Origin of the sequence: Pseudomonas frigoris (genome assembly GCF_047758635.1) — a bacterium.
Classification (GTDB): domain Bacteria; phylum Pseudomonadota; class Gammaproteobacteria; order Pseudomonadales; family Pseudomonadaceae; genus Aquipseudomonas; species Aquipseudomonas frigoris.
The window spans coordinates 2016166-2038267 of sequence record NZ_CP180479.1 but is presented as its reverse complement, the minus strand read 5'-3'; the positions used below and the strand labels follow the sequence as shown (position 1 = coordinate 2038267).

The following is a 22102-nucleotide window of genomic DNA, read 5'->3' as shown; positions in this document are numbered from 1 at the left end:
GCTGACGTCAAGTCAGCCTCTGCGGGTGGTGTCAGGCAGGTACTTCATCAAGCATCAAGCGCTGGCGCACCACGTCGACGAGTTTGTCCGGCTGGAATTTGGAGAGGAAGTTGTCGCAGCCTACTTTCTTGACCATCGAGTCGTTGAAGCTGCCGGACAACGAGGTATGCAGCACCACGTAAAGGCCACGCAGACGCGGGTCGTTGCGGATTTCCGTGGTCAGGCGATAGCCGTCCATTTCCGGCATTTCCGCGTCGGTGAAGATCATCAACAGTTTGTCGGTCATGTTTACACCGGTATCGGCCCAGGCCTTGAGCATGTTCAGTGCCTTCAAGCCATCGCTGGCAATGTGCATTTTCACGCCCAGCTGACCCAGGGTGTCACGCAGTTGCGACAACGCCACGTTAGAGTCGTCCACCAGCAGCACTTCACGGCCACGGGCACGTTCCAGAACCGGATCGTCGAGTTTGTCGCGCGAGACCTTGGCGTTGTACGGGACGATTTCCGCCAGGACTTTTTCGACGTCGATGATTTCCACCAACTGATCGTCGACCTTGCTGATGGCCGTCAGGTAATGCTGACGACCGGCGCTGGCCGGCGGCGGCAGAATGGCTTCCCAGTTCATGTTGACGATACGGTCCACACCACCGACCAGGAACGCCTGTACCGAACGGTTGTACTCGGTAACGATGATCGTACTGGTCGGGCTTGGCACCAGCGGACGCATACCGATGGCCTGGGACAGGTCGATCACCGGCAGGGTCTGGCCACGCAAATTAACCACGCCGCAGACAAATGGATGACGCTGAGGCATCAGTGTCAGCTTCGGCAGTTGCAGCACCTCCTGCACTTTGAACACGTTGATCGCGAACAATTGCCGTCCGGCCAGCCGGAACATGAGAATTTCCAGGCGATTCTCACCCACCAGTTGCGTGCGTTGGTCTACCGTGTCGAGAATGCCGGCCATCAATGACTCCTGGGCTTGTTCTGATGAATTCACTAAAGAGGGTTATCGGCTGTTTTTGCCGGACCTTGACCCCCTGTAAAATGCCACGACCAAACATTGATGTCACATTAACATCATGCTTTACTAGCCAGGTGATTTCATCTGCATCATTGCCTGCCGCGAGACCTCGTTTCGTTCGGCTGGTTCCCCCGTGTAAGGGATTCCCCTAGTAGCAATCAGGCCCAACCTGATATTCGCAATATCCAATAGCCATTAATGTGACGCCATTCTCATTGCATGAACGGAGTCAGGCTTTTGTGTGCGATCGCAGGTAAGTGGCCATCCACCCTATCGAGTTCCCCAGCCTGCAGCCAGACAGGCCGGCGCGCGATCTCACGACGGCATGGCAATGCGGGGACTCTGATCGTCCCCGTCGACACACACGACATCCCCTCATTTGACATGACGTTGTGGAGATAAGCATGCCGAACGATCGTAAAGAGTGGGCTCAACGGCTCCCGGAGTTTCTCGTCGAAGCAGAGACCCTCCTGGTTAAAACCGAGGAATGCCTGAGTCATTTGCAACTGATCAGCAATGACAAGGATGCCATCGACTGCATGCTTAGCACCCTGCTCAAACTGGCCAACAAGGCCGATGCCCTTGCTCTGGCAGCTGTTTCCGAGTTCTCGTTGCACATTCATGGTTTGCTGAGCCATGCCCAGAATCACATGGATTTACACGACCAGGCCCTGAGTGCGCTGAAAGACTGCCTGACGTTGATCGCCTGGCAACTCGAGCTAATCGATCAAAAGACCGGCCAACTCAGCCTTGATGACAGCGAACAGACATCCCTGATCGAAGCCTTCGCCTTTCAGGTCGGACAAAGTCAGTTTCAGCCCCCCGCTAATTCCAAACCGTTCACGCTCGTTTCCTCTTTGGGACGGTAATCCTCAATGGATCGGAGCACTGTGCCGCGCTCCGAGTTTTTATTGCCATGACTGCCTCTCTAACTTTAACGGGCTCATGTCGCAATTGAATATTCCATACCTGCTAACGACAACTCAAAACAAATAAAACCCTTCCTGCCACCCAACTTTTTCCATTATGGAACTGCTGTCCACAAACGCTTATTTCCTGACTCGGCAGACATATATAGCAAACGCGACCAACGGTATCTTAAGTGGTATTATGCCGCCCATTAGTTGACGTCAATTAATGGCAGAGTGACTCCAGACAGAGACCCGTCATCCACGATGCCCGGTTTTCCCGCAGCGAACATCCATTGGCTCCATCCGCTATGTACGCCAGCCTCAAGTCGATCACCCTAAAGCCACCCTCCCGAAAAAACGCGCGCCTGGTCACGCTTGTGTTGTGTACCTGCTCGGCGCTTGGCTGCCTGCTGATTTATAGCCAGTCCACTCCCCTGCCGCTGAGTCTGCTGGTACTCAATATTGCGGCATTGACCTGCGTCGGGGTGCAGTACTGTCTTTCGCGCAAGTCGATAAAGTTTCAACCCCAGGAGTTGGCTGACCGGTTGTTGGAGGTACAGGAAAACGAACGGCGCCGGCTCAGTCGGGAACTGCATGACGATATCGGCCAATTGCTGACCGCGGCAAAACTTCAAAGCGACTGGCTCAAACGCCGAATGCCCGAAGAACTTCAGGGCCAGTGTTCGGTGCTCTGCGATACGCTGGAAGAAACCCTGGCCAAAGTGCGAGACGTATCGGCCATTCTCAATCCGAGGCAGCTGACCAGTCTCGGGCTGGAAGCCAGTCTGCGGGCGCATTTACTCAAGACGCTTGCCAACACGCCGGTGCACTGGAGCCTGGAATGCCATCAGCGTTTGGCCGGTATACCGGAGGAAATGACGCTGGCCGCCTTTCGAATCACCCAGGAAGCGGTGACCAATATATTGCGCCATGCCGAAGCGAAAAATCTGTTGGTCCGCCTGCAACGTCAGCCTCAGGGCCTGACACTATTGATCAGTGACGATGGCCTGGGATTCGCGCCAGCGACCGATCCAGGTCGTGAGGGGCAACGTGGAATGGCAGGGATGTCGGAACGGATCAATCAGCTGGGCGGCACACTGAGCGTGACCAGCGAGCCGGGCAAAGGCACTCAAATCGAAGCACTCTTCCCCTGGGCGCCTCGTGCGCTCGAACGGGCCAGTACGAATAAGGTTATGCGTTGACTTGTAACTTACTTCTGGTGGATGACCACTCGCTTATCAGGGCAGGCGTGCGCGCTCTGGTGCTGGATATTCCCGGCTACGCGGTAATCGGTGAGGCCAATGACGGCTCGCAGCTGCTCGAGATAGTCGAACAGTTGTCCCCGGACATCGTCCTGCTGGATATTTCCATGAAGGAAACCAGTGGCCTTGACGCATTGCAGCGACTCAAGCGAGTACGCCCGCAGAGCAAGGTGCTGATCCTGTCGATGCACACCGATCCAGCACTCATCATGCAGGCACTGGAATCCGGTGCACATGGCTATCTGCTCAAGGACACCACGGCTACCGAGCTCGAACATGCCCTGGATGCCTTGCGTAACAACGAACGCTACCTGAGCCCGGCCATCGCCCACACCGTCATCAACCAGGCGCTAACCCGAACTCAGAAAAACCAGCCGGAACCTGCCGACTCGCACAACCTGACAGCGCGTCAGCTGGAAATCCTTCGGCTGATCGTTCGCGGAAAATCCACCCGGGAAATTGCCAATGGCCTGGGCCTCAGCATCAAGACCGTTGAAACCCACCGCTCGCAGATCATGAAGCGCTTGCAGATCTACGATGTGGCGGGCCTGGTGCTGTTCGCCGTTCGCGAGCAGATCATCAGCCTGGATGATTGATCAACTGCGATGACCCCAGCAGCGGCGAGTTTTCAGGTAAATGCACGCGCAGTGCCGCAGGACGTATCGAGAAACGCAAATTGTCACCTTCCAGAGGTTCGCCATCGAGGTTGATGTAGAGGCCTTCCGAGACCTTGATTTCGACCCATGGCAACCGGACTCGCACAAACATGTTGTCGATGCCGAAGCCATCGGCGAGCAGGGTTTTCAAGATGCCGACGACTTCCTGCGGCGCAGGCAGAATACTGATGTCCAGCAGACCGTCGTCAGCCAGCGCTTCTGGACACAACACATGCCCACCACCAGCCTGCCGGCCATTGCCGATGCCCAATGCCAACAGCTCGCCACTCCACTGAAAATCAGGCCCCTGCAACTCGCCATAGGCTGCGTGCAACTCACTGAAGCGCGATAAACCGGTGAACAGGTAAGCCGCGCCCCCGAGGATTTTTTTCAAGTCCTCCGAGGTGTTTGCAGTGACCTGACTGCCAAAACCGCCCGTGGCCATATTAAGAAACACTTGGCCGCCGACCTCCCCCAGATCAATGGCGCTCGGTGCAATGTCGAGAAGTTCCAGCGCCTGCGCGGGCTCCAGAGGCACGCCAGCGGCACGCGCAAAATCATTGGCGGTCCCCAACGGCATCAGTACCAGGCTGGCCTCAGTCGAATGCGCAGCCATGGCTTCGGCAATATCGCGCAAGGTACCGTCACCGCCACCGGCGATGATCTGCATGTAGCCTGCCGCCAGCGCTTCATCCACCAGCCGCTGTGCGTCGCCCGCTTCCCAGGTCACTCGAACGGCCAGCTCCCAACCCTGTTTGCGCTTGTCCGCAACGGCAGAACGAACCGCCTCGTTGAGCGCTTGCTTGCCATGCAGAATCAACAACGCCTTGCGTTCGCTCATTAGTTGTCACTCCCATGATTGAATTCCGTATGGGAGATGTTGACCTCATCTCGCCCCATAAAAGTCGCAAGAATTTGAATTATTTGAAGTCGAGCCCTATGGCGTCCTACAAGGCGGGATTTTTTCTTACAAGACGTGAGGAATCGGCTCAATTGACCGACCCATGCGATTGGTACACCTTGGCGCCTGCGGTTATCAAACATCAGCAGGAACTACACAGGGACGTGCCATGCAAAGCCATGAGATCAGGTCACCGGTCATTCCGGTCGTACCGCTCGCAGAAAAACGCGCCAATCATCAAGCTGAATTCAAAATCAGCGCAAAACCCACTGGAGAAGTTGATATGGAACCTCGCGTCGTTGAATTGGAGACACACCTCAAATACATCCGACGAGACATGGATGAAGTCCGTGGTGACGTCAAATCCATCAAACACAGGCTTGCCTATTCGGCTGGCGGAACAACCGTGGTCATCGGGCTTCTGGCCTGGATCGCCAATAGCCGTTTTGACCAGGTCGTGACACTCCTGGCTCATTAAGGGTTAGCCATGAACGCAAAACCCGGTTCGACCAACCGGGTTTGCGGCAAGAGTCAGCTCAGGACTTCACTCAGCGGGATAAAGCTTACGCAGTCACCTTCGATCAACGTGCGATCCTCCAGCACCTCAACCAGACCATCAGCCCAGGCGGCGCTACGCAGTACACCCGAACTCTGATTCCTGTAGATGATTGCCCGGCCATTCTCCAGACGTCCGCGCAAGTACTCGCGCCGATTACCTGCTTTTGGCCATGCAAACCCTGCTGACACCTGAAATTTCAGGGGTTCAACCTCTTTTACACCCTGTCGGCGCAAGAGATAGGGCCTTGCCAACAAAGCAAAGGTCACCAGCGTTGAAGCCGGATTGCCAGGCAAACCAATCACAGGTACGCCGCGAAAATGTCCGAATGTCAGCGGTTTGCCAGGTTTGATGGCGAGTTTCCACAACGTCAACTCGCCCTCTTCCCGCAAGGCAATGCCCAGAAAGTCAGCCTCTCCCACCGAGACACCACCGGTCGAAAGGATCAGATCGACATCTTTCAATTCACCAAGGCGAGTGCGGGTGGTCGCTAAATCATCCGGAAGAATTCCGGCATCGATCACCTCACATCCCAGGCGCTGCAACCAACTGCACAGCAACACTCGATTGCTGTTGTAGATCTGTCCCGGCCCCAGAGCCTGACCCGGTTCAATCAGTTCATCCCCGGTGGACAGAACAGCAACGCGAACCTTGCGAATCACGTCCAGCTCTGCGCATCCCAGCGATGCAGCCAAGCCCTGTTCGATCGGCCCGAGGCGCGTGCCGGCTGACAGAATCAATTCACCAACAGTAGCTTCCTGGCCTTGAGGACGAATGTTTTGTCCTGGGGCCATGGTTTCGGTGAAACGTACTCGCTCGTCCGCCTGAACCTCGGTGTTTTCCTGCATCTCGACGCAATCTGCACCAGCGGGCACTGGTGCACCGGTGAAGATTCGTGCACAGGTGCCAGGCCTCAACGGCTCCGGAGCCTGACCGGCAAAAATCTTCTGGCTGACCTCCAGTGGCTCTCCAGTCCAGTCGGCCACGCGCAAGGCATAGCCGTCCATGGCACTGTTGGGCCAAGGTGGCAGATCAAGCGTCGAGACCAGGTCATCGGCCAGCACCCGGCCCTGAACCTGCGCCAATGGCAAGCGTTCACGCTCACGAATCGGTGAGGCTTCGGCCATTGCCAGCAAGCGTGCCAGTGCCACCTCGACAGCCATCAGACTGCCAGTCTTGCCTGGCTTACCCGCGGGATTCACAGGGTGCCGCCTGTTTGAGATGAGCCACGAAATTGCACGGACGGTGACGCGAATCCAGCTGCTCGGCAAGAATGCCATCCCAACCGGTGCGCACGGCATTGGTCGAACCCGGCAAGCAGCAGACCAGCGTGCTATTGGCCAGGCCGGCCAGAGCACGGGACTGAACAGTAGAGGTGCCGATATCCGCTACCGATATCTGCCTGAACAGCTCACCAAAACCGTCGACCTGTTTATCCAGCAGGCAACTCACCGCTTCCGGAGTGCTGTCGCGTCCAGTGAAACCGGTACCGCCAGTGATCAGCACCACCTGCACGACATCGTCGGCAATCCAGTTGGCGACTTGCGCACGAATTTTGTAGAGATCATCTTTGAGCAGAACCCGGGCCGCCAGGTTATGACCGGCAGCGCTCAACCGGTCGACGAAGACCTGGCCTGAGGTATCGGTTTCCAGGGTACGGGTATCGCTGACCGTCAGCACCGCGATGTTGAGCGGTGCGAAAGGTACATCAGCCTTGGCTTTCATAGGCTCATCCAGTTGTAGGAGAAACAGCCCGGTGTTATATCACAGCGCTTCATTTTTTCGCCGCCCCCATGGAGACCTGCCATGACCTCGAATACACATTTGCCGCCCTGTTCCATTCTGCTCCTGGCAGGTGGTCGTGGCCAACGCATGGGCGGTCAGGACAAAGGACTGCTGGAATGGCAAGGTGAGCCACTGATTGCCCACTTGCACCGCAAGACCCGTTCATTGAGCGATGACCTGATCATCTCCTGCAACAGAAACCTGGAAAAGTACGCGCCCTACGCCGACCAGCTGGTTCATGACGATGAAGGCGACTTCCCTGGCCCCCTGGCCGGTATTCGCGCAGGCCTGAAGGCCGCCCGCCATGCGCATCTGCTGGTGCTGCCGTGTGATGTACCGCGCATCGATGCCGCGCTGCTCAATAGCATGCGCGACGCCGCCAGCCGGCACCCGGATCAACCGCTGATGCTGCGCCATGGCGAACATTGGGAACCTCTGCTGTGCATAATCCCCGTAGCACTCTCGGCGGATTTCGACAGTGCCTGGAACGACGGCGAACGCAGCCCGGGTCGTCTCATGCGCAAACTGGGCGCTAATGCCCTGCAATGCCCCGACAATGACCCACGCCTGGCCAACCTCAACACACCAGAACTGTTGAGTGTCCACTACACTGTGTCAGACTGACAGGAGAAGGAACTTGCGCGTGCTGTACACGTCTCAAGCTCCGTAACCAAAAGAATTCATATTCGGAGACACACTCATGACTCAACGGCCCCTCGCCACTTTCATGCTCGCACTGGGCCTCGCTACCCTCGCCGGTTGCGCATCGCCTACAGTGATCACCTTGAATGACGGTCGAGAAATCCAGGCTGTCGACGCGCCAAAGTTCGATAAAGATTCGGGTTTCTACGAATTCGAACAACTGGATGGCAAGCAGACCCGCATCAACAAGGATCAGGTTCGTACCGTTAAAGAGCTGTAATTTTTGCGGTGATAACCGGATATGGAAAAGCCCGCTTTATGCGGGCTTTTTCGTGGCTGAAGATCAGCAAACTCACTGAACTTCGTGATCACCACTGCAGGGTGATGGTGCTTTCGAATGCTCTTTCCTGGCCGGTGACCGGGTCCAAAAACCGTAATCCCTGAGCGAGCAGTTTCAAAGGATTGGCATAGTCATCCTCAACATCCTTGAGTACGTGCGGATAAAACGGGTCGTTGCAGATGCTGGCGCCCAAGGCTGTCATGTGCACCCGTAACTGATGCTTCTTGCCCGTCACCGGGTAAAGCGCATAACGCCAGAGATCACCGTTCTTCTCCCTGACTTCGACAGCCGTTTCGGTATTGCTGACGCCCGGACCTTCCTGCATGCGGAAGAAAGGCTCGCCATCGATGAGGCGACTCTTATGGACCAATGGAAAAGAGCGTTCAGGCAACGCTCGGGCAATTGCCTCGTAGCGCTTTTCGATCTGCCGCGTAGGAAACAACGACTGATAGGCAGAACGGCTCTGAGGGTTGGCGGAAAACAGCACCAGCCCCGCTGTGTGCCGGTCAATGCGATGCAAAGGCACCAGATGCGGGTTATCGAGTCGACGGATAAGCCGTCGCAACAGGGTCTGCTCCACGTATTCACCCGCGGGAGTCACTGGCAGAAAATGTGGCTTGTCCGCCACGACCAGATGCTCATCCGCGTACAGAATCGACTCGACCACCGGGATCGGCTTTTCGTCCGGCACCTCACGGAAATAATGAATCCGCAAGCCTTCCTTATAAGGCAGATCAAGGGCGATCGGCATGCCGTGACCGTCGAGGACACGACCGCGAGCGATTCTGTCCAGCCATTGTTCACGACCGATGGCGCTGAAGTGTTCGCACAGACAATCGAGCACGGTCTGCCACGGACCAGGCGGCAAGTAGAGCGTGCTGGCCTGGTTGTGTGCAGCAGAAAAAGATGAAGTGGACATACGAAAGTTCTAACCCTCAATACAGGGCGGCATTATCCAACAGCGGCCGGAACGAACCTAGAAGAGAATCCTCAAGCCGGTATCTGCGCGCGCGCTGCCGCTTCGGTGAACTCCTTGAGCCAGCGCAGCACATCGACTGCCTCCCAGCGACCAGGGTCATAAAGCGCATACAACAAACCCTGATAGCCCACGACATCCAGCTGCCGGTGATAGCCCGCACGCTGGAACAAGGCTTCGATTTCGGCGAAACAGGTATTGAAATGCAGTTTATTGAAGGGGGTTTTTCCTTCTGTCACCAGGCCATCCAGACGCAATTCGAGGACAGCCTCGCGCACCACGTCCGCCGACATCCGGTTCACGCTGTTCTTCAATTGTTCGACATTGACCACAATTCATCCCTCTCACGCCCGGACCGCCTGCCCAAACCCGAAAACCAGGGGTGCAAGGCAGGCATCACGAATAACTGTATACGCATACAGTATCCGATCAGTGCCGGTAAAGCCAAGGGGGTCCATCGCAAAGTTCGACAGGCGGAACATCGCCATTCGCGACAACGGCTTAACGCAGGAACGCCACTACCTGATCGGCACTGAACGGCCAGCCCAGCTCCGCGCCAGTATCGACCCGCCGTAATACCGGAATACGCAGACTGTAAGCTTCGAACCATGTTTCATCGTCCGCGATATCCACCAGTTCCACCAGCAGACCGCGCTCGACAAATTCCATCAGCATGGCTTCTGCCACTTCACAGAGATGACACCCAAGGGTGCCGAACAGCTGACATTCAGGAAGCATGAGCGCTCTACCGAAAAAATTAAGTCATCATTCTAGGCCCGCCCCGAAAAGCCGTCGAGCCATTGAATGCTCTACCCTTGAGCCATAACGGCAACGGGTCGCGGCAATACGCTGACGCACATCAGTCGCCTTCCATATCCTTTGCGCGATGCTCACGGATTATTTGCCTCTACGCTTGAATTGCCAGCGTCCATCACCGGAGTTTTTTGTGTTCGCTAACCTGTTGATCATCCTCGCCTCCTCCCTGGTGGTGATTGCACTGTTCCAGCGCCTGCGATTGCCACCGGTGCTGGGCTACTTGTGCGTGGGGCTGATCGTCGGGCCAACTGCATTCAACTGGGTGAATGAAAACGAAGAGTTGCCGGACCTCGCCGAGTTGGGCGTGGTGTTTCTGCTGTTCTCCCTCGGGCTGGAGTTTTCCCTGTCGAAAATGCTCGTGTTGCGCCGAGTGGTGTTTGGCCTTGGCAGTCTGCAAGTGCTGTGCTCCGGGATGCTGCTAGGTGGTTTGCTGATGCTGCTCGGCATGCCGATCACGCCTGCGCTGTTACTCGGCGCCGGCCTGTCGCTGTCTTCCACGGCCATTGTCAGTAAAGAGCTGAGCAGTCTCGGCGAGATTTTCAGCAGCCACGGTCAGAATGCCATTGCCGTGTTGCTGTTCCAGGATGTCGTGGCGGTATTGCTGCTGACCCTGGTGCCGGTGTTCGCTGGCAGCAGCGACCAGGCCTGGTATTGGGCGCTGCCACTGACGCTGGGTAAAACCGTCGTGTTGTTCGTCGGTCTGCTGCTGGCCAGTCGCTGGTTGCTGCCGCGGCTGTTCCATGAAGTGGCGGCTGCCCGTTCCCCGGAACTGTTCGTGCTACTGGCGCTGGTGATTGTTCTGCTGACGGCGTGGCTGACGCACCTGCTCGGTCTCTCGCCTGCCCTGGGTGCGTTTCTCGCTGGCATGCTGCTGGGGGAAAGCCACTACCGGCATCAGATCGAGGCCGACATCCGCCCGTTTCGCGACATCCTGCTCGGGTTGTTCTTCGTCAGTATCGGCATGCTGATCGACTTGCAGTTGTTCGCCAACCACGGCCTGCTGATTCTCGGCCTGACCCTGGGGTTGTTGGTGCTCAAGGGCAGCGTCGTTGCGCTGCTGGTCAAATGGCGTGGCAGCGATGGCGAAACCGCCTGGCGCAGCGGCCTGGCATTGGCTCAGGGCGGCGAGTTCTGCTTTGCGCTGATGGCACAGATGCAGCAGAACAAACTGATGCCCGCGGATTTTGGCGGCCTGCTGCTGGCGGCGACCTTTTGTTCGATGCTCGTCACGCCGTTGTTGCTGCGCGCCGCACCCCACATCGCCACCCGCCTGCATCGCAAACCCAACGAAGAAGCAAAACTTGAAGAAATCAGCGCGCTCAATGCCGGGTTACACAACCATGTCGTTATATGTGGCTACGGTCGTGTAGGTCAGTCAATCGGACGCGCACTGCGCAATGCACAGCAACCCTATATCGCACTGGATACTGATCCGGTGCGTGTCCACGAAGCCGCCGCGGGTGAAACCTGTGTGCATTATGGCGACTCACGCCGCGGTGAACTGCTGGTCGCGATAGGGCTGGAGCGCGCCAGGCTGTTGGTGATCGCCGTGGATCAGGCCGACATCGCTTTACTGATCCTCAAGGAAGCGCGGCGACTCAACGCGACAGTGCCTATTCTGGTGCGCACACGCGACGACAGCCAGCTGGCCGAGTTGAAGGCAACCGGCGCCAGCGAAGTCGTGCCCGAACTGCTGGAGTCGAGCCTGATGCTCGCCTCCCACGCGCTGATCATGCTGGGATTACCCGCGCATCAGGTACAGGAGCGGGCCGACCAGATTCGGCACGACCGCTATCGTCTGCTGCACGGTTTCTATCCTGGCGCTGACGACGAAGAGAACTAGTCCTGGCTCACAGCGCCAATCTTGTGCACCGACAAGTCCGCGCCGTAATACTCTTCTTCCTGACTCAGGCGCAGACCATGGAACGCCTTGATCGCGCCATACACGGCAAAGCCACCGGCCAGCGCCACAACCACCCCCAACGCAGTGCCGATCAACTGGCTGATCAGACTCACGCCGCCCAGCCCACCCAACGCGCTTTGGCCGAAAATGCCGCAGGCGATTCCGCCCCAGACGCCACACAAACCATGCAACGGCCAAACCCCCAACACATCGTCGATGCGCCATTTGACTTGAGCCGCGGTGAAGCACCAGACAAACAATGCGCCGGCGATGACGCCAGTGATCAGCGCACCCACCGGGTGCATCAGATCGGAACCGGCGCAGATCGCCACCAGCCCGGCCAGCGGGCCGTTATGCAGAAAGCCCGGGTCATTGCGCCCGACGATCAGCGCCGCCACGGTACCGCCGACCATGGCCATCAACGAGTTCACCGCCACCAGTCCGCTGACACCTTGCAAGGTTTGCGCGCTCATCACGTTGAAACCGAACCAGCCAACGATAAGGATCCACGACCCCAGCGCCAAAAAGGGAATACTCGAGGGCGCGAACGCCACCAGTCGCCCTTCGCGATAGCGACCATTGCGCGGCCCGAGCAACAACACCGCCGCCAGAGCCAGCCAACCGCCCATGGCATGGACCACCACCGAGCCGGCGAAATCATGGAAGCTGGCGCCAAAGTGCTCCAGCAACCAGGCTTGCAGGCCAAAGTTGCCGTTCCAGATCATGCCCTCGAAGAACGGATAGATGAACGCCACGATCAGTGCTGTTGCGCACAACTGCGGGACGAACCGGGCACGCTCGGCGATGCCTCCGGAAATGATCGCGGGTATCGCCGCAGCAAACGTCAGCAGGAAGAAAAACTTCACCAGCCCATAGCCATGATCAGCATTGATCACCGCCGCCGGTTGCATGAAGGTCACCCCATAGGAAATCCAATAGCCTATAAAGAAGTAGGCCAGGGTCGAAATGGCGAAGTCGCTGAGAATCTTCGACAAGGCATTGACCTGGTTCTTTTGTCGAACCGTGCCGACTTCAAGAAAGGCGAAACCGGCGTGCATCGCCAGCACCATGACCGCGCCGATCAGAATGAACAACGTATTTGAGCTATGGACCAGACTGTCCACAGCGCTTTGCAGATTTTCCATGGGGTTGGCAGACCTGAAGGCTAAAAAAGCACCAAAGCAGTTCGCGCAGACAATTCATGCACCAAGTTGCACCTTGCCGGGATCGGCAGATTGATCCCGATGAGCCACTTTGGCGCACAAGGTTGGAACCTTTGCGCGAGTTTTCATTATTTGAGATAAGGTTTTGCTCGAATCCTGCCCAGCAACAGCGCAACGGCGCAGGCAGACGCACCACGACGTAGCAAAAGTTGTACCAGTCATTTGTACTGAACCTTCGCGCAAGGCTCATACTCGAACGATTCAGAAGCCACTTACGGAGATCCACCCATGGCCAGTATCAAGGCAAAGACTGCTCAAGAAATCCTGATGAACGATTTTCAGACGCTGGTCAGCGACACCGAACGCTTGCTGGAACACACCGCAACGTTGGCCGGCGATCAGGCTGATGAGTTGCGCGAGCAAATCCACGACAGTCTGCTGCGTGCGCGCGAAACCTTGAAATTGACCGAAGACTCCCTGCGCGACCGCAGCAAGGCTGCCGTTACCGCCACCGAAGACTATGTCCAGGCCAACCCATGGCAATCGGTCGGGATCGCGGCCGGCGTGGGTTTCCTGCTTGGCTTGCTGGCCACTCGGCGCTGATATGGCGATCGGCGAATCCGGCTCGTCCGCGACGGGCCCAAGCTCCTCACCGCGGCGCCTGGGTGCCGCGTTTCTTGGACTGCTGCACAGCCATGTCGAACTGTTCGGCATCGAATTGCAGGAACAAAAAGCCCGCACGGTAAGCCTGTTGCTATTCGCAGGCCTGGCGCTGGTTTTTGCCTTGCTGTTGCTGGTGGGGTTGTCGACGCTGGTGTTGATCCTGTTTTGGGACACCTACCGTCTGGCGGCAATCATCGGGCTCTGTGTTTTCTACACACTTGCGGCCATTTTCTGTGCGATGCGCTTGAGAGCGGCGATTTTCGATGAATCGTCGCCCTTCCACGGCACCCTGGAAGAGTTGGCCAACGATCGGGAGCGTCTGCTGCCATGAGCCTGCCTGAACTGCCTCACAACAGCTCGCGCACGGAAATGCGCAAGGCGCTGATCCGCCTGCGCATGGAAATGCATCGTCAGGAAATCCGCCACGAATCCGCGCAACTGCTGCAACCCTTGCAGCGCGTGCGCGGGATGACGCAGAACCTGCAGGATGGCTTCGGCATCAAGCACGCTCCACTCTGGGGCGTGGCAGCCGTCACCTTGCTGGGCTTTCTGACGGGTAAGGGCGCCAAGAGCGGTGGCGTCAGCAGCCTCACTCGACTGGTTCGTCTCGGCGCCACGCTGGGGCCGTTGATCAAGCTGGTCATGCAAGGCTCTTCGCGTCACCACTAAGGCCGTTATCTGGCTGCATTCTTGCAACATCTGGATTGAACCTCTTTATCGAGGGGTTCAATCCTGCGTGCCTGACCGGTGAACAGGTTTTATCCAATAACAAGACCTGACCAAGGAGGCCTCGTGATCGACGGGCAACCGCTCGCCAGTTTTCAGCCATTCATCGATACCACCACCGGCCGTATCGCTGGTGTCGAGGCACTGGGAAGATTGCTGCAGGCCGACGGTCAACTGACCTCGGTGGGGCCGCTGTTCGCCGACCCGCGAACGCCCGCCATCGCGCTGCGTCGTCTGGATCGCCAGATCCGCGATAACGCGCTAAGCCGCCTGCATGAAGCGCCCTCGGACTGGTTTCTGAGCCTGAACATATCGCCACGCTGGATCAACCGCTTGCGGCAGGACCAGGCTCTACCGAGCCTCGAGCAATTGAGCAGGCACAACGTCGATCCACAACGCATTGTCTTCGAGATCACCGAACTGGGAGGCGATATTCAGCGCCTGACCGAAGTCGTGGCACGCTACCGACAGGCCGGCGCGAGGATCGCCATCGATGATTTCGGTGCCGGATACTCTCAGCTTGATCGCGTACTCGCGCTGCAACCGGACATTCTCAAACTCGACATGCGCTTGTTCCAGGCCGCTGCGTTAGGTGGACCGAGCAGCGACGTGGTCAAGGCTCTGGCGCAAATGGCGGAGAAAACCGGTTGCTGGATCATCGCCGAAGGGGTGGAAACCGAGGCTCAACTGAGTTTTGCCCTGGAGTGCGGCTCGCGCTACGTTCAGGGTTTTCTGTTCGCCCGGGCGCAAGCCGGTTTCTTTGCCTCGGACGCCTTTGTCGAGCGCTTCGCGCAACTGCGTCAGCGCTATGTTCAGCAGAAGCTGGATGAGCGCGGTCGCCTGATGATCATGCGCCAGCAACTCAGCGAGCTGATGACCATCCTGCAAGCATGGGCTCAGGCCCGCGCGCCGCTCAGTGCCTTGCCACAACTGGATGCATTTCCCTGGCTGCTGCGCTTCTACCAATGCGACCGCCACGGCACGCAACTGACGCCCAACCTTGAATGGCGCAACAACGGCTGGGAGGCCGACAATCGCTACCTGGGCCACAACTGGTCATGGCGCCCCTACTTCTATCACCTGCTGGCAGAGGGTTGGGATGAGCGAAGACTGACGCTCTCCAATACTTACCGCGATGCCACCAGCAACCAGTATTGCCTCACCGCCGGGCAATTTTTCGACAACGGCGAGCGACTGCTGCTCATCGATATCGACGCCGTCGGGCTGTAGTTCCGCTTGCAGGTCCGGACGCGAACCCGGAAGCTTAAGCAATCAGTCACCTGACGGAGAGAACCAGCCTTGGATTGGCAAACACTGCTTACCCGCGAACGCCTCGGAAAGCCTCTGCACAGCCCGGAAGAACTCGGTCGCAGCCCTTTCCATAAAGACCACGACCGGATCATTTTCTCGGGCGCGTTTCGCCGCCTCGGGCGTAAGACCCAGGTCCATCCGGTCACCAGCAACGATCATATCCACACGCGCCTGACCCACTCGCTGGAAGTCAGCTGCGTCGGCCGTTCGCTGGGCATGCGCGTCGGCGAAACCATCCGCAGCGCCCTGCCTGACTGGTGCGAGCCCAGCGACCTGGGCATGGTGGTGCAATCGGCTTGCCTGGCCCATGACATCGGCAATCCGCCCTTCGGCCATTCCGGCGAAGACGCGATTCGCCACTGGTTCCAGCAAGCCGCCGGCCGTGGCTGGCTGGATGCAATGAGCGAAGTCGAACGCAATGACTTCCTCAATTTCGAAGGCAATGCCCAAGGCTTCCGGGTACTCACCCAGCTGGAATATCACCAGTTCGACGGCGGCACCCGGCTGACCTACGCCACGCTGGGTACTTATCTGAAGTATCCATGGACGGCAAAACACGCGGATTCACTAGGCTACAAGAAACACAAGTTCGGCTGCTATCAGAGCGAATTGCCGCTTCTGGAACAAATCGCCCATAAACTCGGCCTGCCGCAACTCGAGGAACAGCGTTGGGCGCGCCATCCGCTGGTGTATCTGATGGAGGCTGCCGATGACATCTGTTACGCGCTGATCGATCTGGAAGACGGTCTGGAAATGGAGTTGTTGGAGTACGCCGAAGTCGAGTCCCTGTTGCTGGACATTGTGGGTGACGATCTGCCGGAAACCTATCGCCAGCTTGGTCCACTGGATTCGCGCCGGCGCAAACTGGCGATCCTGCGAGGCAAAGCCATTGAACACCTGACCAACGCCGCAGCACGGGCCTTTGTCGAGCAACAGGACGCGTTGCTGGCCGGCACGCTGCCCGGTGATCTGGTGGAGCACATGCACGGCCCTGCCAAGCGTTGCGTCTTGAATGCCAAGGACATGGCGCGCAAGAAAATCTTCCAGGACAAGCGCAAGACCCTGCATGAAATCGGCGCCTACACCACGCTGGAAATCCTGCTCAATGCCTTCTGCGGCGCGGCACTGGAACAGCATAACGGTCGAACGCCGTCTTTCAAGAGTCGCCGAGTCCTCGACCTGTTGGGTAACAATGCGCCCGATCCTCACGGCTCATTGCACGCCTCGTTTCTACGGATGATTGATTTCATCGCCGGCATGACCGACAGCTATGCAAGCGAAATGGCGCTGGAGATGACCGGTCGTTCGAGCCACTGATGAGACCTGGGTGATCAGCCATTACGCCGCCTGCAATGGTTGATTTGCCTCTCAAACCCCAAGTGCACTCAACGTTCGCCGAATCCCCCTACAACATGCGCTGAGCTAACTGATCGATTATTCGGTAACCTCGCGAAATAATCTCGCGTCCTTCAGTTCGACAGAAGAAGCGTGAATACTCCTATGTTCAAAGACGATCTGCGCATCTTGCTGGTGGAAGATCATCCCTTCCAACTCCGGGCGACTCAATACCTGCTTGAGAGTTACGGTTTCACCCAACTGACCACCACCGACAGTGCCGATGGCGCCTTGCAACAAATGCTCAAGGCTGTGCAACCATTTGATATTCTTTTGTGCGATCAATGTCTGCCCGACCTCTGCGGGCTTGATCTGGTCGAATTCGCCAGCCACCGGGGGATGATTAGACAGGCAATACTGTTAAGCAGCCTGACATCCGCTGAACTGGATGAACTTGAAAAAAAGGCCAACGAACACGGACTGCCATTGTTGGGGTACTTGATCAAACCGCTGAAACAATCCGAATTTAGAAACTTATTGACCTTGGCCTCATTGTAAAAAACCACATACCAAACGCACTAAAAACCAAGCCAAAACATAACTCACAACTTACAATTAAATACTTCCAACCTCTCGACTAACTACCAACAACCTTTACCCTTCTTCATAAAAAACCTAGTTGATACGTAGTCCCATTCTTCTTCAGCTGTAGGATTGTTCCTGTATTGCCGCTGCAGGTCCGTCAGCTCATGCGTCGCCTCAACTATCTGAGCTAAGGTGCGCGCTTTATTAGAGCTCGTATGGGATTTGATTATGAACTCCGTTTTTATTGTCGACGATCACCCGGTCATCCGCCTTGCCGTCAGAATGTTGCTTGAACATGAAGGTTACAAAGTCGTCGGAGAAACTGATAATGGGGTCGACGCCATGCAGATGGTTCGCGAATGCATGCCTGATCTGGTCATTCTCGACATCAGCATTCCCAAGCTGGATGGGCTGGAAGTTCTCGCCCGTTTCAACGCAATGAGTACCCGCTTGAAAACATTGGTGTTAACAGCACAGTGCCCGACACTTTTCGGTATTCGTTGCATGCAATCCGGCGCATCAGGATATGTGTGTAAACAGGAAGACCTGAGTGAACTGGTCAGTGCTATAAAGGCCGTACTGTCAGGTTACAACTATTTCCCAAGTCAGGCCTTGAATCCTGTTCGCTGTGATGACGCACGTTTCGCCGACCTGGAACTGTTCAAGTCAGTCAATGACCGGGAACTGATGGTATTGCAACTCTTTGCCCAAGGCCGCACCAACAAGGAAATTGCCAAAGGCATGTTTCTGAGCAACAAGACTGTCAGCACTTATAAAAAACGCCTCATGCAGAAACTCAAAGCCAAATCCCTGGTTGAACTCATCGATATGGCAAAACGCAACGCGTTAGTGTGAGAAACAGGATGCCCAGTCGTATAAAGGATTATCTGACACTCATGGCCGCAGGATTATGCCTCACCGCCTCAGTGGCCGCTGCGCAGACCGTCAGCGAGAACTACACCCTGATGAGTCGCTCGATGGCCGGACACCAGGAAGTCCAACTGGATAAATCACAACGACAATGGATTGAGAATAAACGGGAACTGATCCTGGGCACGTCAGCCCCGGACTACCCCCCTTTCGACCTGACCATCAGTGGTCACGACTACGAAGGTTTTACCGCCGATTACGCGGGCATCCTCGGTAAAACAACCGGTTTGCCAATCAAGGTTCTGAGATTTTCGTCCCGGGAGGCCGCTATAGAGGCACTCGAAAACGGCGAGATCGATTTGCTGGGGACCGCCAATGGATTCGAAGCTCACAACGCTGACATCGTACTTTCCACCCCCTACGCCGTAGACCAGCCGGTTCTGGTGACACGCGAAGGTGAAACCAGATCCTTGACCGATGGCCTGGCCGGTCTGCGCCTGAGCATGGTGTATCACTATTTGCCGCTGGAGGAGGTCAAGGAAATGTATCCGAGGGCGATCATCACGTCCTTTCCGTCCTACCAGAATGCGATCAATGCCGTTGCCTTCGACCAGGCTGACGTTTTTCTGGGTGACACCATTTCCACCCATTACATGATCAACAAGGGGTATCTGAACAACATCCGCATGGCCAACTTCGGCAAACACGAAGCCCACGGTTTCAGCTTTGCCGTGCACAAGGACAACCCGCAACTGCTCGGGATCATCAACGCAATGCTCATGGCCATTCCCACCAGCGAACGAGACAACATCTCCAAACGCTGGAGTGCCGGCAGTGACATGCTGCTCACTGATCAAAAACTGCAGCTCACCCACAATGAGGAACGCTGGCTGGCACAACACCCGGTAGTGCGTGTGGTGGTCAATGAGGCTTTTGCGCCGCTGACGTTTTTCGACAGTGATGGCAACTTTCGTGGGGTTACCGCCGACTTGCTCGAGCTGATCAGATTGCGCACCGGTTTGCGCTTCGACGTCCGTCGCAGCCGCAGTGATGACGAGATGATCGAGCAGATCAGGGACAATAAGGCCGACTTGATCGCCGCCCTGCTCCCCAGCGCCCAACGTGAATCTACGCTGAACTTCACCCGCCCCTACCTGCAAAACTCTTTTGTCCTGTTGACTCGCAAAGCCGCCGACAGCCCGACAAGCCTTGCGCAGTTGCAGGACAAACGCCTGGCAATCGCCCAAGGCAATCCCCTGGTGGATTACCTGCGCAGCGAGTTCCCGCGGATCAGGCTGATTGAAACCCCGGACACGTTCAGCGCCGTGGAGTTGCTGGCCGAGGGCAAGGCAGAAGGTGCGGTGAATTCACTGGTGATTGCCAACTACTTCATCTCATCGCAGCTCTTCGAGCACACCCTTCAAATCAGTACCACCATCGGTACCCGGCAGGCTGCGTTTTCCCTGGCCACAGGCCGAGATGCCAAAGAACTGAACGCCATCCTCAACAAGGCACTGCTGAGCATTGCGCCGGAAGAACTGGGCATCATCAACAGCCGCTGGCGCGGCTATTCGGCGTCCTCGCAAAGTACCTGGCGCAACTATCACCGACTGTTCTACCAAATCGTCATCGGTGCCGGGGTACTGCTGCTGATTTCCGTTGCCTGGAACGCTTACATGCGTCGCCAGATAAAGCAGCGTCAGGCAGCCGAGCGTGCATTGAACGATCAACTCGAATTTATGCGATCACTGGTCAACGGGACGCCTCATCCCATCTACGTGCGCGATCGCCAGGGGCTGCTGCAAAGCTGCAACGACAGTTACCTGGAAGCCTTCTGCGCGAGACGTGAAGACGTCATCGGCAAAGGCGTCATGCAAGGCAATATGAGCAATGCGTTCGAAGCCCGGGAGTATCAGGCCGATTACCAGCGCGTCGTGGCCGAGGGCATACCGCTGATTCTCGATCGCGCGCTGCACATCGGCGGCCGCAGGCTGACGATTTACCACTGGATTCTTCCCTACCGTGATTCGAGCGGTGAAGTACAAGGCATCATCGGCGGCTGGATCGACATCAGCGAACGGCGGCAACTGTTCGATGATCTGCGCTATGCCAAAGAACGCGCCGATGAAGCCAACCGTGCCAAAACCACGTTTCTGGCGACCATGAGCCATGAGATCCGCACCCCGATGAATGCGGTCATCGGCATGCTCGAACTCACGCTGAAACGCATCGATCATACGCACCCGGATCGCTCGGCCATCGATGTGGCGTACAACTCGGCCAAGGACCTGCTGGAGCTGATCGGGGACATTCTCGACATTGCACGGATTGAATCCGGACGGCTGAGCCTGAGCCCTGAACGGGTCAATCCAAGTGAAATCGTGGCCTCGGTGGTGCGGGTCTTCGATGGACTGGCGCGCCAGAAAAGCCTGCGGCTGCAGCTGGAGTTTCGCCCTGCCAATCCAGGGTTTGATGTCCTGTTGGACCCGATGCGCTTCAAGCAGGTGCTGTCCAACCTGGTGAGCAACGCCATCAAATTTACGGAGCGCGGCCAAATCAGGATCATCGTCGACCTGCACCCAACCGCCGAGCCTGAGCGGGTCCGGATGCTGTTGCAGGTACACGACAGCGGCATAGGGATCAGTGAACAGGATCAGCGGCGGCTGTTCGAACCTTTCGCTCAAGCCGATCACTGCGGGCAATCAGCCAGAGGCGGTGCGGGGCTTGGGCTGGTGATCAGCCGCAGCCTGTGCGAAATGATGGGCGGCAGCCTGCAATTGAGCAGCCAGCCGGGTGTCGGCACTCAAGTCGAGGTGTCGTTGCATCTGGCAACACTGCCGCTCGAGCAGAAGCCAGAGACTGTTGAAGCGCAAATCCACACCACGACACCCCCGTTGAATGTTTTGGTGGTCGACGATCACCCCGCCAATCGCTTGCTCATGTGCCAGCAACTGGAGTTTCTGGGCCACCGATTCAGCGTCGCGCCGGATGGCAAGGCGGGATTTGAGGCATGGGAAGCCGAGCCGTTCGATCTGGTGATTGTCGATTGCAACATGCCGATCATGAACGGATACGAACTGGCCCGCGCCATTCGCCGACAAGAACAAAAAACGCACCGCCCGCCCTGTACCGTGCTGGGTTTTACCGCCAACGCACAACCGGAAGAAATACAACGCTGCAAACAAGCCGGGATGGACGACTGCCTGTTCAAGCCCCTTACCCTGACAGCCTTGAGTCAGTGGTTTGAAGGTATCAGGCCAACCGTCCGCGATCCCGCGTTCAGCCTGCAAGGACTGCGTCTTTTGACCGGTGGCGATCCGGTATTGGACCAGCGACTGTTGACCGAACTGTTGAACAGCAACCGTCTGGACCGAAAAGAACTGCTGGCGCTGTCCCCCTCCAAAGAACCTCAGCCATTTCTCGACGTCGCCCACAAAATCAAGGGCGCCGCCCGAATCGTCCAGGCTTCCCGGGTGATCGACAGCTGCGAGGCGCTGGAAAAGGCCTGCCATGAAGTGTTTCATCACGACGAAGTGGCCGATTGCAGCAAGGCGATAGAGCGCGCCATGCTCGAATTGGAGCAAGCATTGCAGCAACAGATCGGCCAAAACGACAAAAGCAGAATGACAGAGCCTTAACTATGCTTGGACGCTGAGCAGTGCGTTAACCATCATGGA

The 22102-nt window shown here is 57.1% G+C and carries 23 protein-coding genes; 15 read left to right on the top strand and 8 right to left on the bottom strand.

All coding sequences use genetic code 11. From position 1 onward, the window contains the following. Positions 1-31: 31 nt before the first annotated feature. Entirely contained in the window at positions 32-967 is a 936-nt protein-coding gene (locus tag ACMXYH_RS09280; RefSeq protein ID WP_046049189.1) for a chemotaxis protein CheV, read from the bottom strand. A gap of 461 nt (positions 968-1428) precedes the next feature. Between ACMXYH_RS09280 and ACMXYH_RS09275 the strand changes: the two genes are divergently transcribed. The 3 genes from ACMXYH_RS09275 (at position 1429) to ACMXYH_RS09265 (ending at position 3793) form a co-directional block, all read left to right on the top strand. Further along, the gene (locus ACMXYH_RS09275) at positions 1429-1893 is read left to right on the top strand and encodes a hypothetical protein (protein ID WP_134419161.1); all 465 of its coding nucleotides are present in this window, start codon (positions 1429-1431) and stop codon (positions 1891-1893) included. A gap of 350 nt (positions 1894-2243) precedes the next feature. Then, positions 2244-3137: a sensor histidine kinase gene (locus ACMXYH_RS09270; protein WP_134419206.1), complete on the top strand. Its 894-nt coding sequence runs from the start codon at positions 2244-2246 to the stop codon at positions 3135-3137. Beyond that, a complete protein-coding gene (locus tag ACMXYH_RS09265; protein ID WP_134419160.1) occupies positions 3134-3793 on the top strand; it encodes a response regulator in 660 nt (219 codons plus the stop codon). The genes ACMXYH_RS09270 and ACMXYH_RS09265 overlap by 4 nt, the downstream gene beginning before the upstream one ends. On the opposite strand, the gene yegS is transcribed toward ACMXYH_RS09265, so the two are convergent. Then, on the bottom strand, positions 3777-4694 hold the full coding sequence (yegS, locus tag ACMXYH_RS09260; protein WP_415766895.1) for a lipid kinase YegS: 918 nt from the start codon (positions 4692-4694) through the stop codon (positions 3777-3779). The genes ACMXYH_RS09265 and yegS overlap by 17 nt on opposite strands. A 229-nt stretch (positions 4695-4923) precedes the next feature. Between yegS and ACMXYH_RS09255 the strand changes: the two genes are divergently transcribed. Beyond that, a complete protein-coding gene (locus ACMXYH_RS09255) occupies positions 4924-5232 on the top strand; it encodes a hypothetical protein (RefSeq protein ID WP_415766894.1) in 309 nt (102 codons plus the stop codon). Positions 5233-5285: 53 nt separating this feature from the next. On the opposite strand, the gene ACMXYH_RS09250 is transcribed toward ACMXYH_RS09255, so the two are convergent. Beyond that, positions 5286-6512 (bottom strand): molybdopterin molybdotransferase MoeA, encoded by a 1227-nt coding sequence (locus ACMXYH_RS09250; protein WP_415766893.1) that lies wholly within the window; start codon positions 6510-6512, stop codon positions 5286-5288. Beyond that, positions 6496-7035: a molybdenum cofactor biosynthesis protein B gene (moaB, locus tag ACMXYH_RS09245; RefSeq protein WP_129437308.1), complete on the bottom strand. Its 540-nt coding sequence runs from the start codon at positions 7033-7035 to the stop codon at positions 6496-6498. The genes ACMXYH_RS09250 and moaB overlap by 17 nt, the downstream gene beginning before the upstream one ends. An 81-nt stretch (positions 7036-7116) precedes the next feature. On the opposite strand from moaB, the gene mobA reads away from it, so the two are divergent. Both mobA and ACMXYH_RS09235 read left to right on the top strand, forming a co-directional pair. Beyond that, the gene (gene mobA, locus ACMXYH_RS09240; protein ID WP_134419157.1) at positions 7117-7719 is read left to right on the top strand and encodes a molybdenum cofactor guanylyltransferase MobA; all 603 of its coding nucleotides are present in this window, start codon (positions 7117-7119) and stop codon (positions 7717-7719) included. Positions 7720-7795: 76 nt separating this feature from the next. Next, on the top strand, positions 7796-8017 hold the full coding sequence (locus ACMXYH_RS09235) for a YgdI/YgdR family lipoprotein (protein ID WP_129437312.1): 222 nt from the start codon (positions 7796-7798) through the stop codon (positions 8015-8017). An 88-nt stretch (positions 8018-8105) separates the two neighbouring features. On the opposite strand, the gene ACMXYH_RS09230 is transcribed toward ACMXYH_RS09235, so the two are convergent. The 3 genes from ACMXYH_RS09230 to ACMXYH_RS09220 form a co-directional block, all read right to left on the bottom strand. Next, positions 8106-8996: a pseudouridine synthase gene (locus tag ACMXYH_RS09230; RefSeq protein ID WP_134419156.1), complete on the bottom strand. Its 891-nt coding sequence runs from the start codon at positions 8994-8996 to the stop codon at positions 8106-8108. Between the two features lie 71 nt (positions 8997-9067). Then, positions 9068-9385 carry a hypothetical protein gene (locus tag ACMXYH_RS09225; RefSeq protein ID WP_046049178.1) on the bottom strand — a complete coding sequence of 106 codons (318 nt, stop codon included), beginning with the start codon at positions 9383-9385 and terminating at the stop codon, positions 9068-9070. 169 nt (positions 9386-9554) lie between these two features. Next, positions 9555-9791 carry a glutaredoxin family protein gene (locus ACMXYH_RS09220; protein ID WP_111452360.1) on the bottom strand — a complete coding sequence of 79 codons (237 nt, stop codon included), beginning with the start codon at positions 9789-9791 and terminating at the stop codon, positions 9555-9557. Between the two features lie 208 nt (positions 9792-9999). Between ACMXYH_RS09220 and ACMXYH_RS09215 the strand changes: the two genes are divergently transcribed. Next, entirely contained in the window at positions 10000-11712 is a 1713-nt protein-coding gene (locus ACMXYH_RS09215) for a cation:proton antiporter (protein WP_415766892.1), read from the top strand. Here the strand turns inward: ACMXYH_RS09215 and ACMXYH_RS09210 are convergent. Next, entirely contained in the window at positions 11709-12917 is a 1209-nt protein-coding gene (locus tag ACMXYH_RS09210; RefSeq protein ID WP_134419154.1) for an ammonium transporter, read from the bottom strand. The two genes, ACMXYH_RS09215 and ACMXYH_RS09210, sit on opposite strands and share 4 nt — an antisense overlap. A gap of 306 nt (positions 12918-13223) precedes the next feature. Here ACMXYH_RS09210 and ACMXYH_RS09205 point away from each other — a divergent pair, with 306 nt between their 5' ends. From ACMXYH_RS09205 to ACMXYH_RS09170, 8 genes are all read left to right on the top strand, one after another. Continuing rightward, the gene (locus tag ACMXYH_RS09205) at positions 13224-13538 is read left to right on the top strand and encodes a DUF883 family protein (protein ID WP_415766891.1); all 315 of its coding nucleotides are present in this window, start codon (positions 13224-13226) and stop codon (positions 13536-13538) included. A gap of 1 nt (position 13539) precedes the next feature. Beyond that, positions 13540-13929, top strand: a complete 390-nt coding sequence (locus tag ACMXYH_RS09200) for a phage holin family protein (protein WP_008145878.1) — start codon at positions 13540-13542, stop codon at positions 13927-13929. Further along, a complete protein-coding gene (locus ACMXYH_RS09195; RefSeq protein ID WP_140683436.1) occupies positions 13926-14267 on the top strand; it encodes a hypothetical protein in 342 nt (113 codons plus the stop codon). The genes ACMXYH_RS09200 and ACMXYH_RS09195 overlap by 4 nt, the downstream gene beginning before the upstream one ends. 123 nt (positions 14268-14390) lie before the next feature. Further along, positions 14391-15554 (top strand): EAL domain-containing protein, encoded by a 1164-nt coding sequence (locus ACMXYH_RS09190; protein WP_415766890.1) that lies wholly within the window; start codon positions 14391-14393, stop codon positions 15552-15554. Positions 15555-15623: 69 nt separating this feature from the next. Then, positions 15624-16952 (top strand): deoxyguanosinetriphosphate triphosphohydrolase, encoded by a 1329-nt coding sequence (locus ACMXYH_RS09185; RefSeq protein WP_415766889.1) that lies wholly within the window; start codon positions 15624-15626, stop codon positions 16950-16952. A 183-nt stretch (positions 16953-17135) separates the two neighbouring features. Beyond that, positions 17136-17528 (top strand): response regulator, encoded by a 393-nt coding sequence (locus ACMXYH_RS09180; RefSeq protein ID WP_095131946.1) that lies wholly within the window; start codon positions 17136-17138, stop codon positions 17526-17528. Between the two features lie 255 nt (positions 17529-17783). Next, on the top strand, positions 17784-18410 hold the full coding sequence (locus tag ACMXYH_RS09175) for a response regulator transcription factor (protein WP_046049241.1): 627 nt from the start codon (positions 17784-17786) through the stop codon (positions 18408-18410). Between the two features lie 8 nt (positions 18411-18418). Beyond that, positions 18419-22063, top strand: a complete 3645-nt coding sequence (locus ACMXYH_RS09170; RefSeq protein WP_415766888.1) for a transporter substrate-binding domain-containing protein — start codon at positions 18419-18421, stop codon at positions 22061-22063. Positions 22064-22102 lie beyond the last annotated feature (39 nt).

What these genes read in the sequence shown, in the direction of transcription:
- ACMXYH_RS09180 (WP_095131946.1), top strand. Translation starts at nt 17,136, where the DNA reads ATGTTCAAAGACGATCTGCGCATCTTGCTGGTGGAAGATCATCCCTTC.
- ACMXYH_RS09220 (WP_111452360.1), bottom strand. Translation starts at nt 9,791, where the DNA reads ATGCTTCCTGAATGTCAGCTGTTCGGCACCCTTGGGTGTCATCTCTGT.
- ACMXYH_RS09175 (WP_046049241.1), top strand. Translation starts at nt 17,784, where the DNA reads ATGAACTCCGTTTTTATTGTCGACGATCACCCGGTCATCCGCCTTGCC.
- ACMXYH_RS09200 (WP_008145878.1), top strand. Translation starts at nt 13,540, where the DNA reads ATGGCGATCGGCGAATCCGGCTCGTCCGCGACGGGCCCAAGCTCCTCA.
- ACMXYH_RS09230 (WP_134419156.1), bottom strand. Translation starts at nt 8,996, where the DNA reads ATGTCCACTTCATCTTTTTCTGCTGCACACAACCAGGCCAGCACGCTC.
- ACMXYH_RS09275 (WP_134419161.1), top strand. Translation starts at nt 1,429, where the DNA reads ATGCCGAACGATCGTAAAGAGTGGGCTCAACGGCTCCCGGAGTTTCTC.
- ACMXYH_RS09255 (WP_415766894.1), top strand. Translation starts at nt 4,924, where the DNA reads ATGCAAAGCCATGAGATCAGGTCACCGGTCATTCCGGTCGTACCGCTC.
- moaB (WP_129437308.1), bottom strand. Translation starts at nt 7,035, where the DNA reads ATGAAAGCCAAGGCTGATGTACCTTTCGCACCGCTCAACATCGCGGTG.
- ACMXYH_RS09280 (WP_046049189.1), bottom strand. Translation starts at nt 967, where the DNA reads ATGGCCGGCATTCTCGACACGGTAGACCAACGCACGCAACTGGTGGGT.
- ACMXYH_RS09205 (WP_415766891.1), top strand. Translation starts at nt 13,224, where the DNA reads ATGGCCAGTATCAAGGCAAAGACTGCTCAAGAAATCCTGATGAACGAT.
- ACMXYH_RS09235 (WP_129437312.1), top strand. Translation starts at nt 7,796, where the DNA reads ATGACTCAACGGCCCCTCGCCACTTTCATGCTCGCACTGGGCCTCGCT.
- yegS (WP_415766895.1), bottom strand. Translation starts at nt 4,694, where the DNA reads ATGAGCGAACGCAAGGCGTTGTTGATTCTGCATGGCAAGCAAGCGCTC.
- ACMXYH_RS09170 (WP_415766888.1), top strand. Translation starts at nt 18,419, where the DNA reads ATGCCCAGTCGTATAAAGGATTATCTGACACTCATGGCCGCAGGATTA.
- ACMXYH_RS09195 (WP_140683436.1), top strand. Translation starts at nt 13,926, where the DNA reads ATGAGCCTGCCTGAACTGCCTCACAACAGCTCGCGCACGGAAATGCGC.
- ACMXYH_RS09270 (WP_134419206.1), top strand. Translation starts at nt 2,244, where the DNA reads ATGTACGCCAGCCTCAAGTCGATCACCCTAAAGCCACCCTCCCGAAAA.
- ACMXYH_RS09210 (WP_134419154.1), bottom strand. Translation starts at nt 12,917, where the DNA reads ATGGAAAATCTGCAAAGCGCTGTGGACAGTCTGGTCCATAGCTCAAAT.
- mobA (WP_134419157.1), top strand. Translation starts at nt 7,117, where the DNA reads ATGACCTCGAATACACATTTGCCGCCCTGTTCCATTCTGCTCCTGGCA.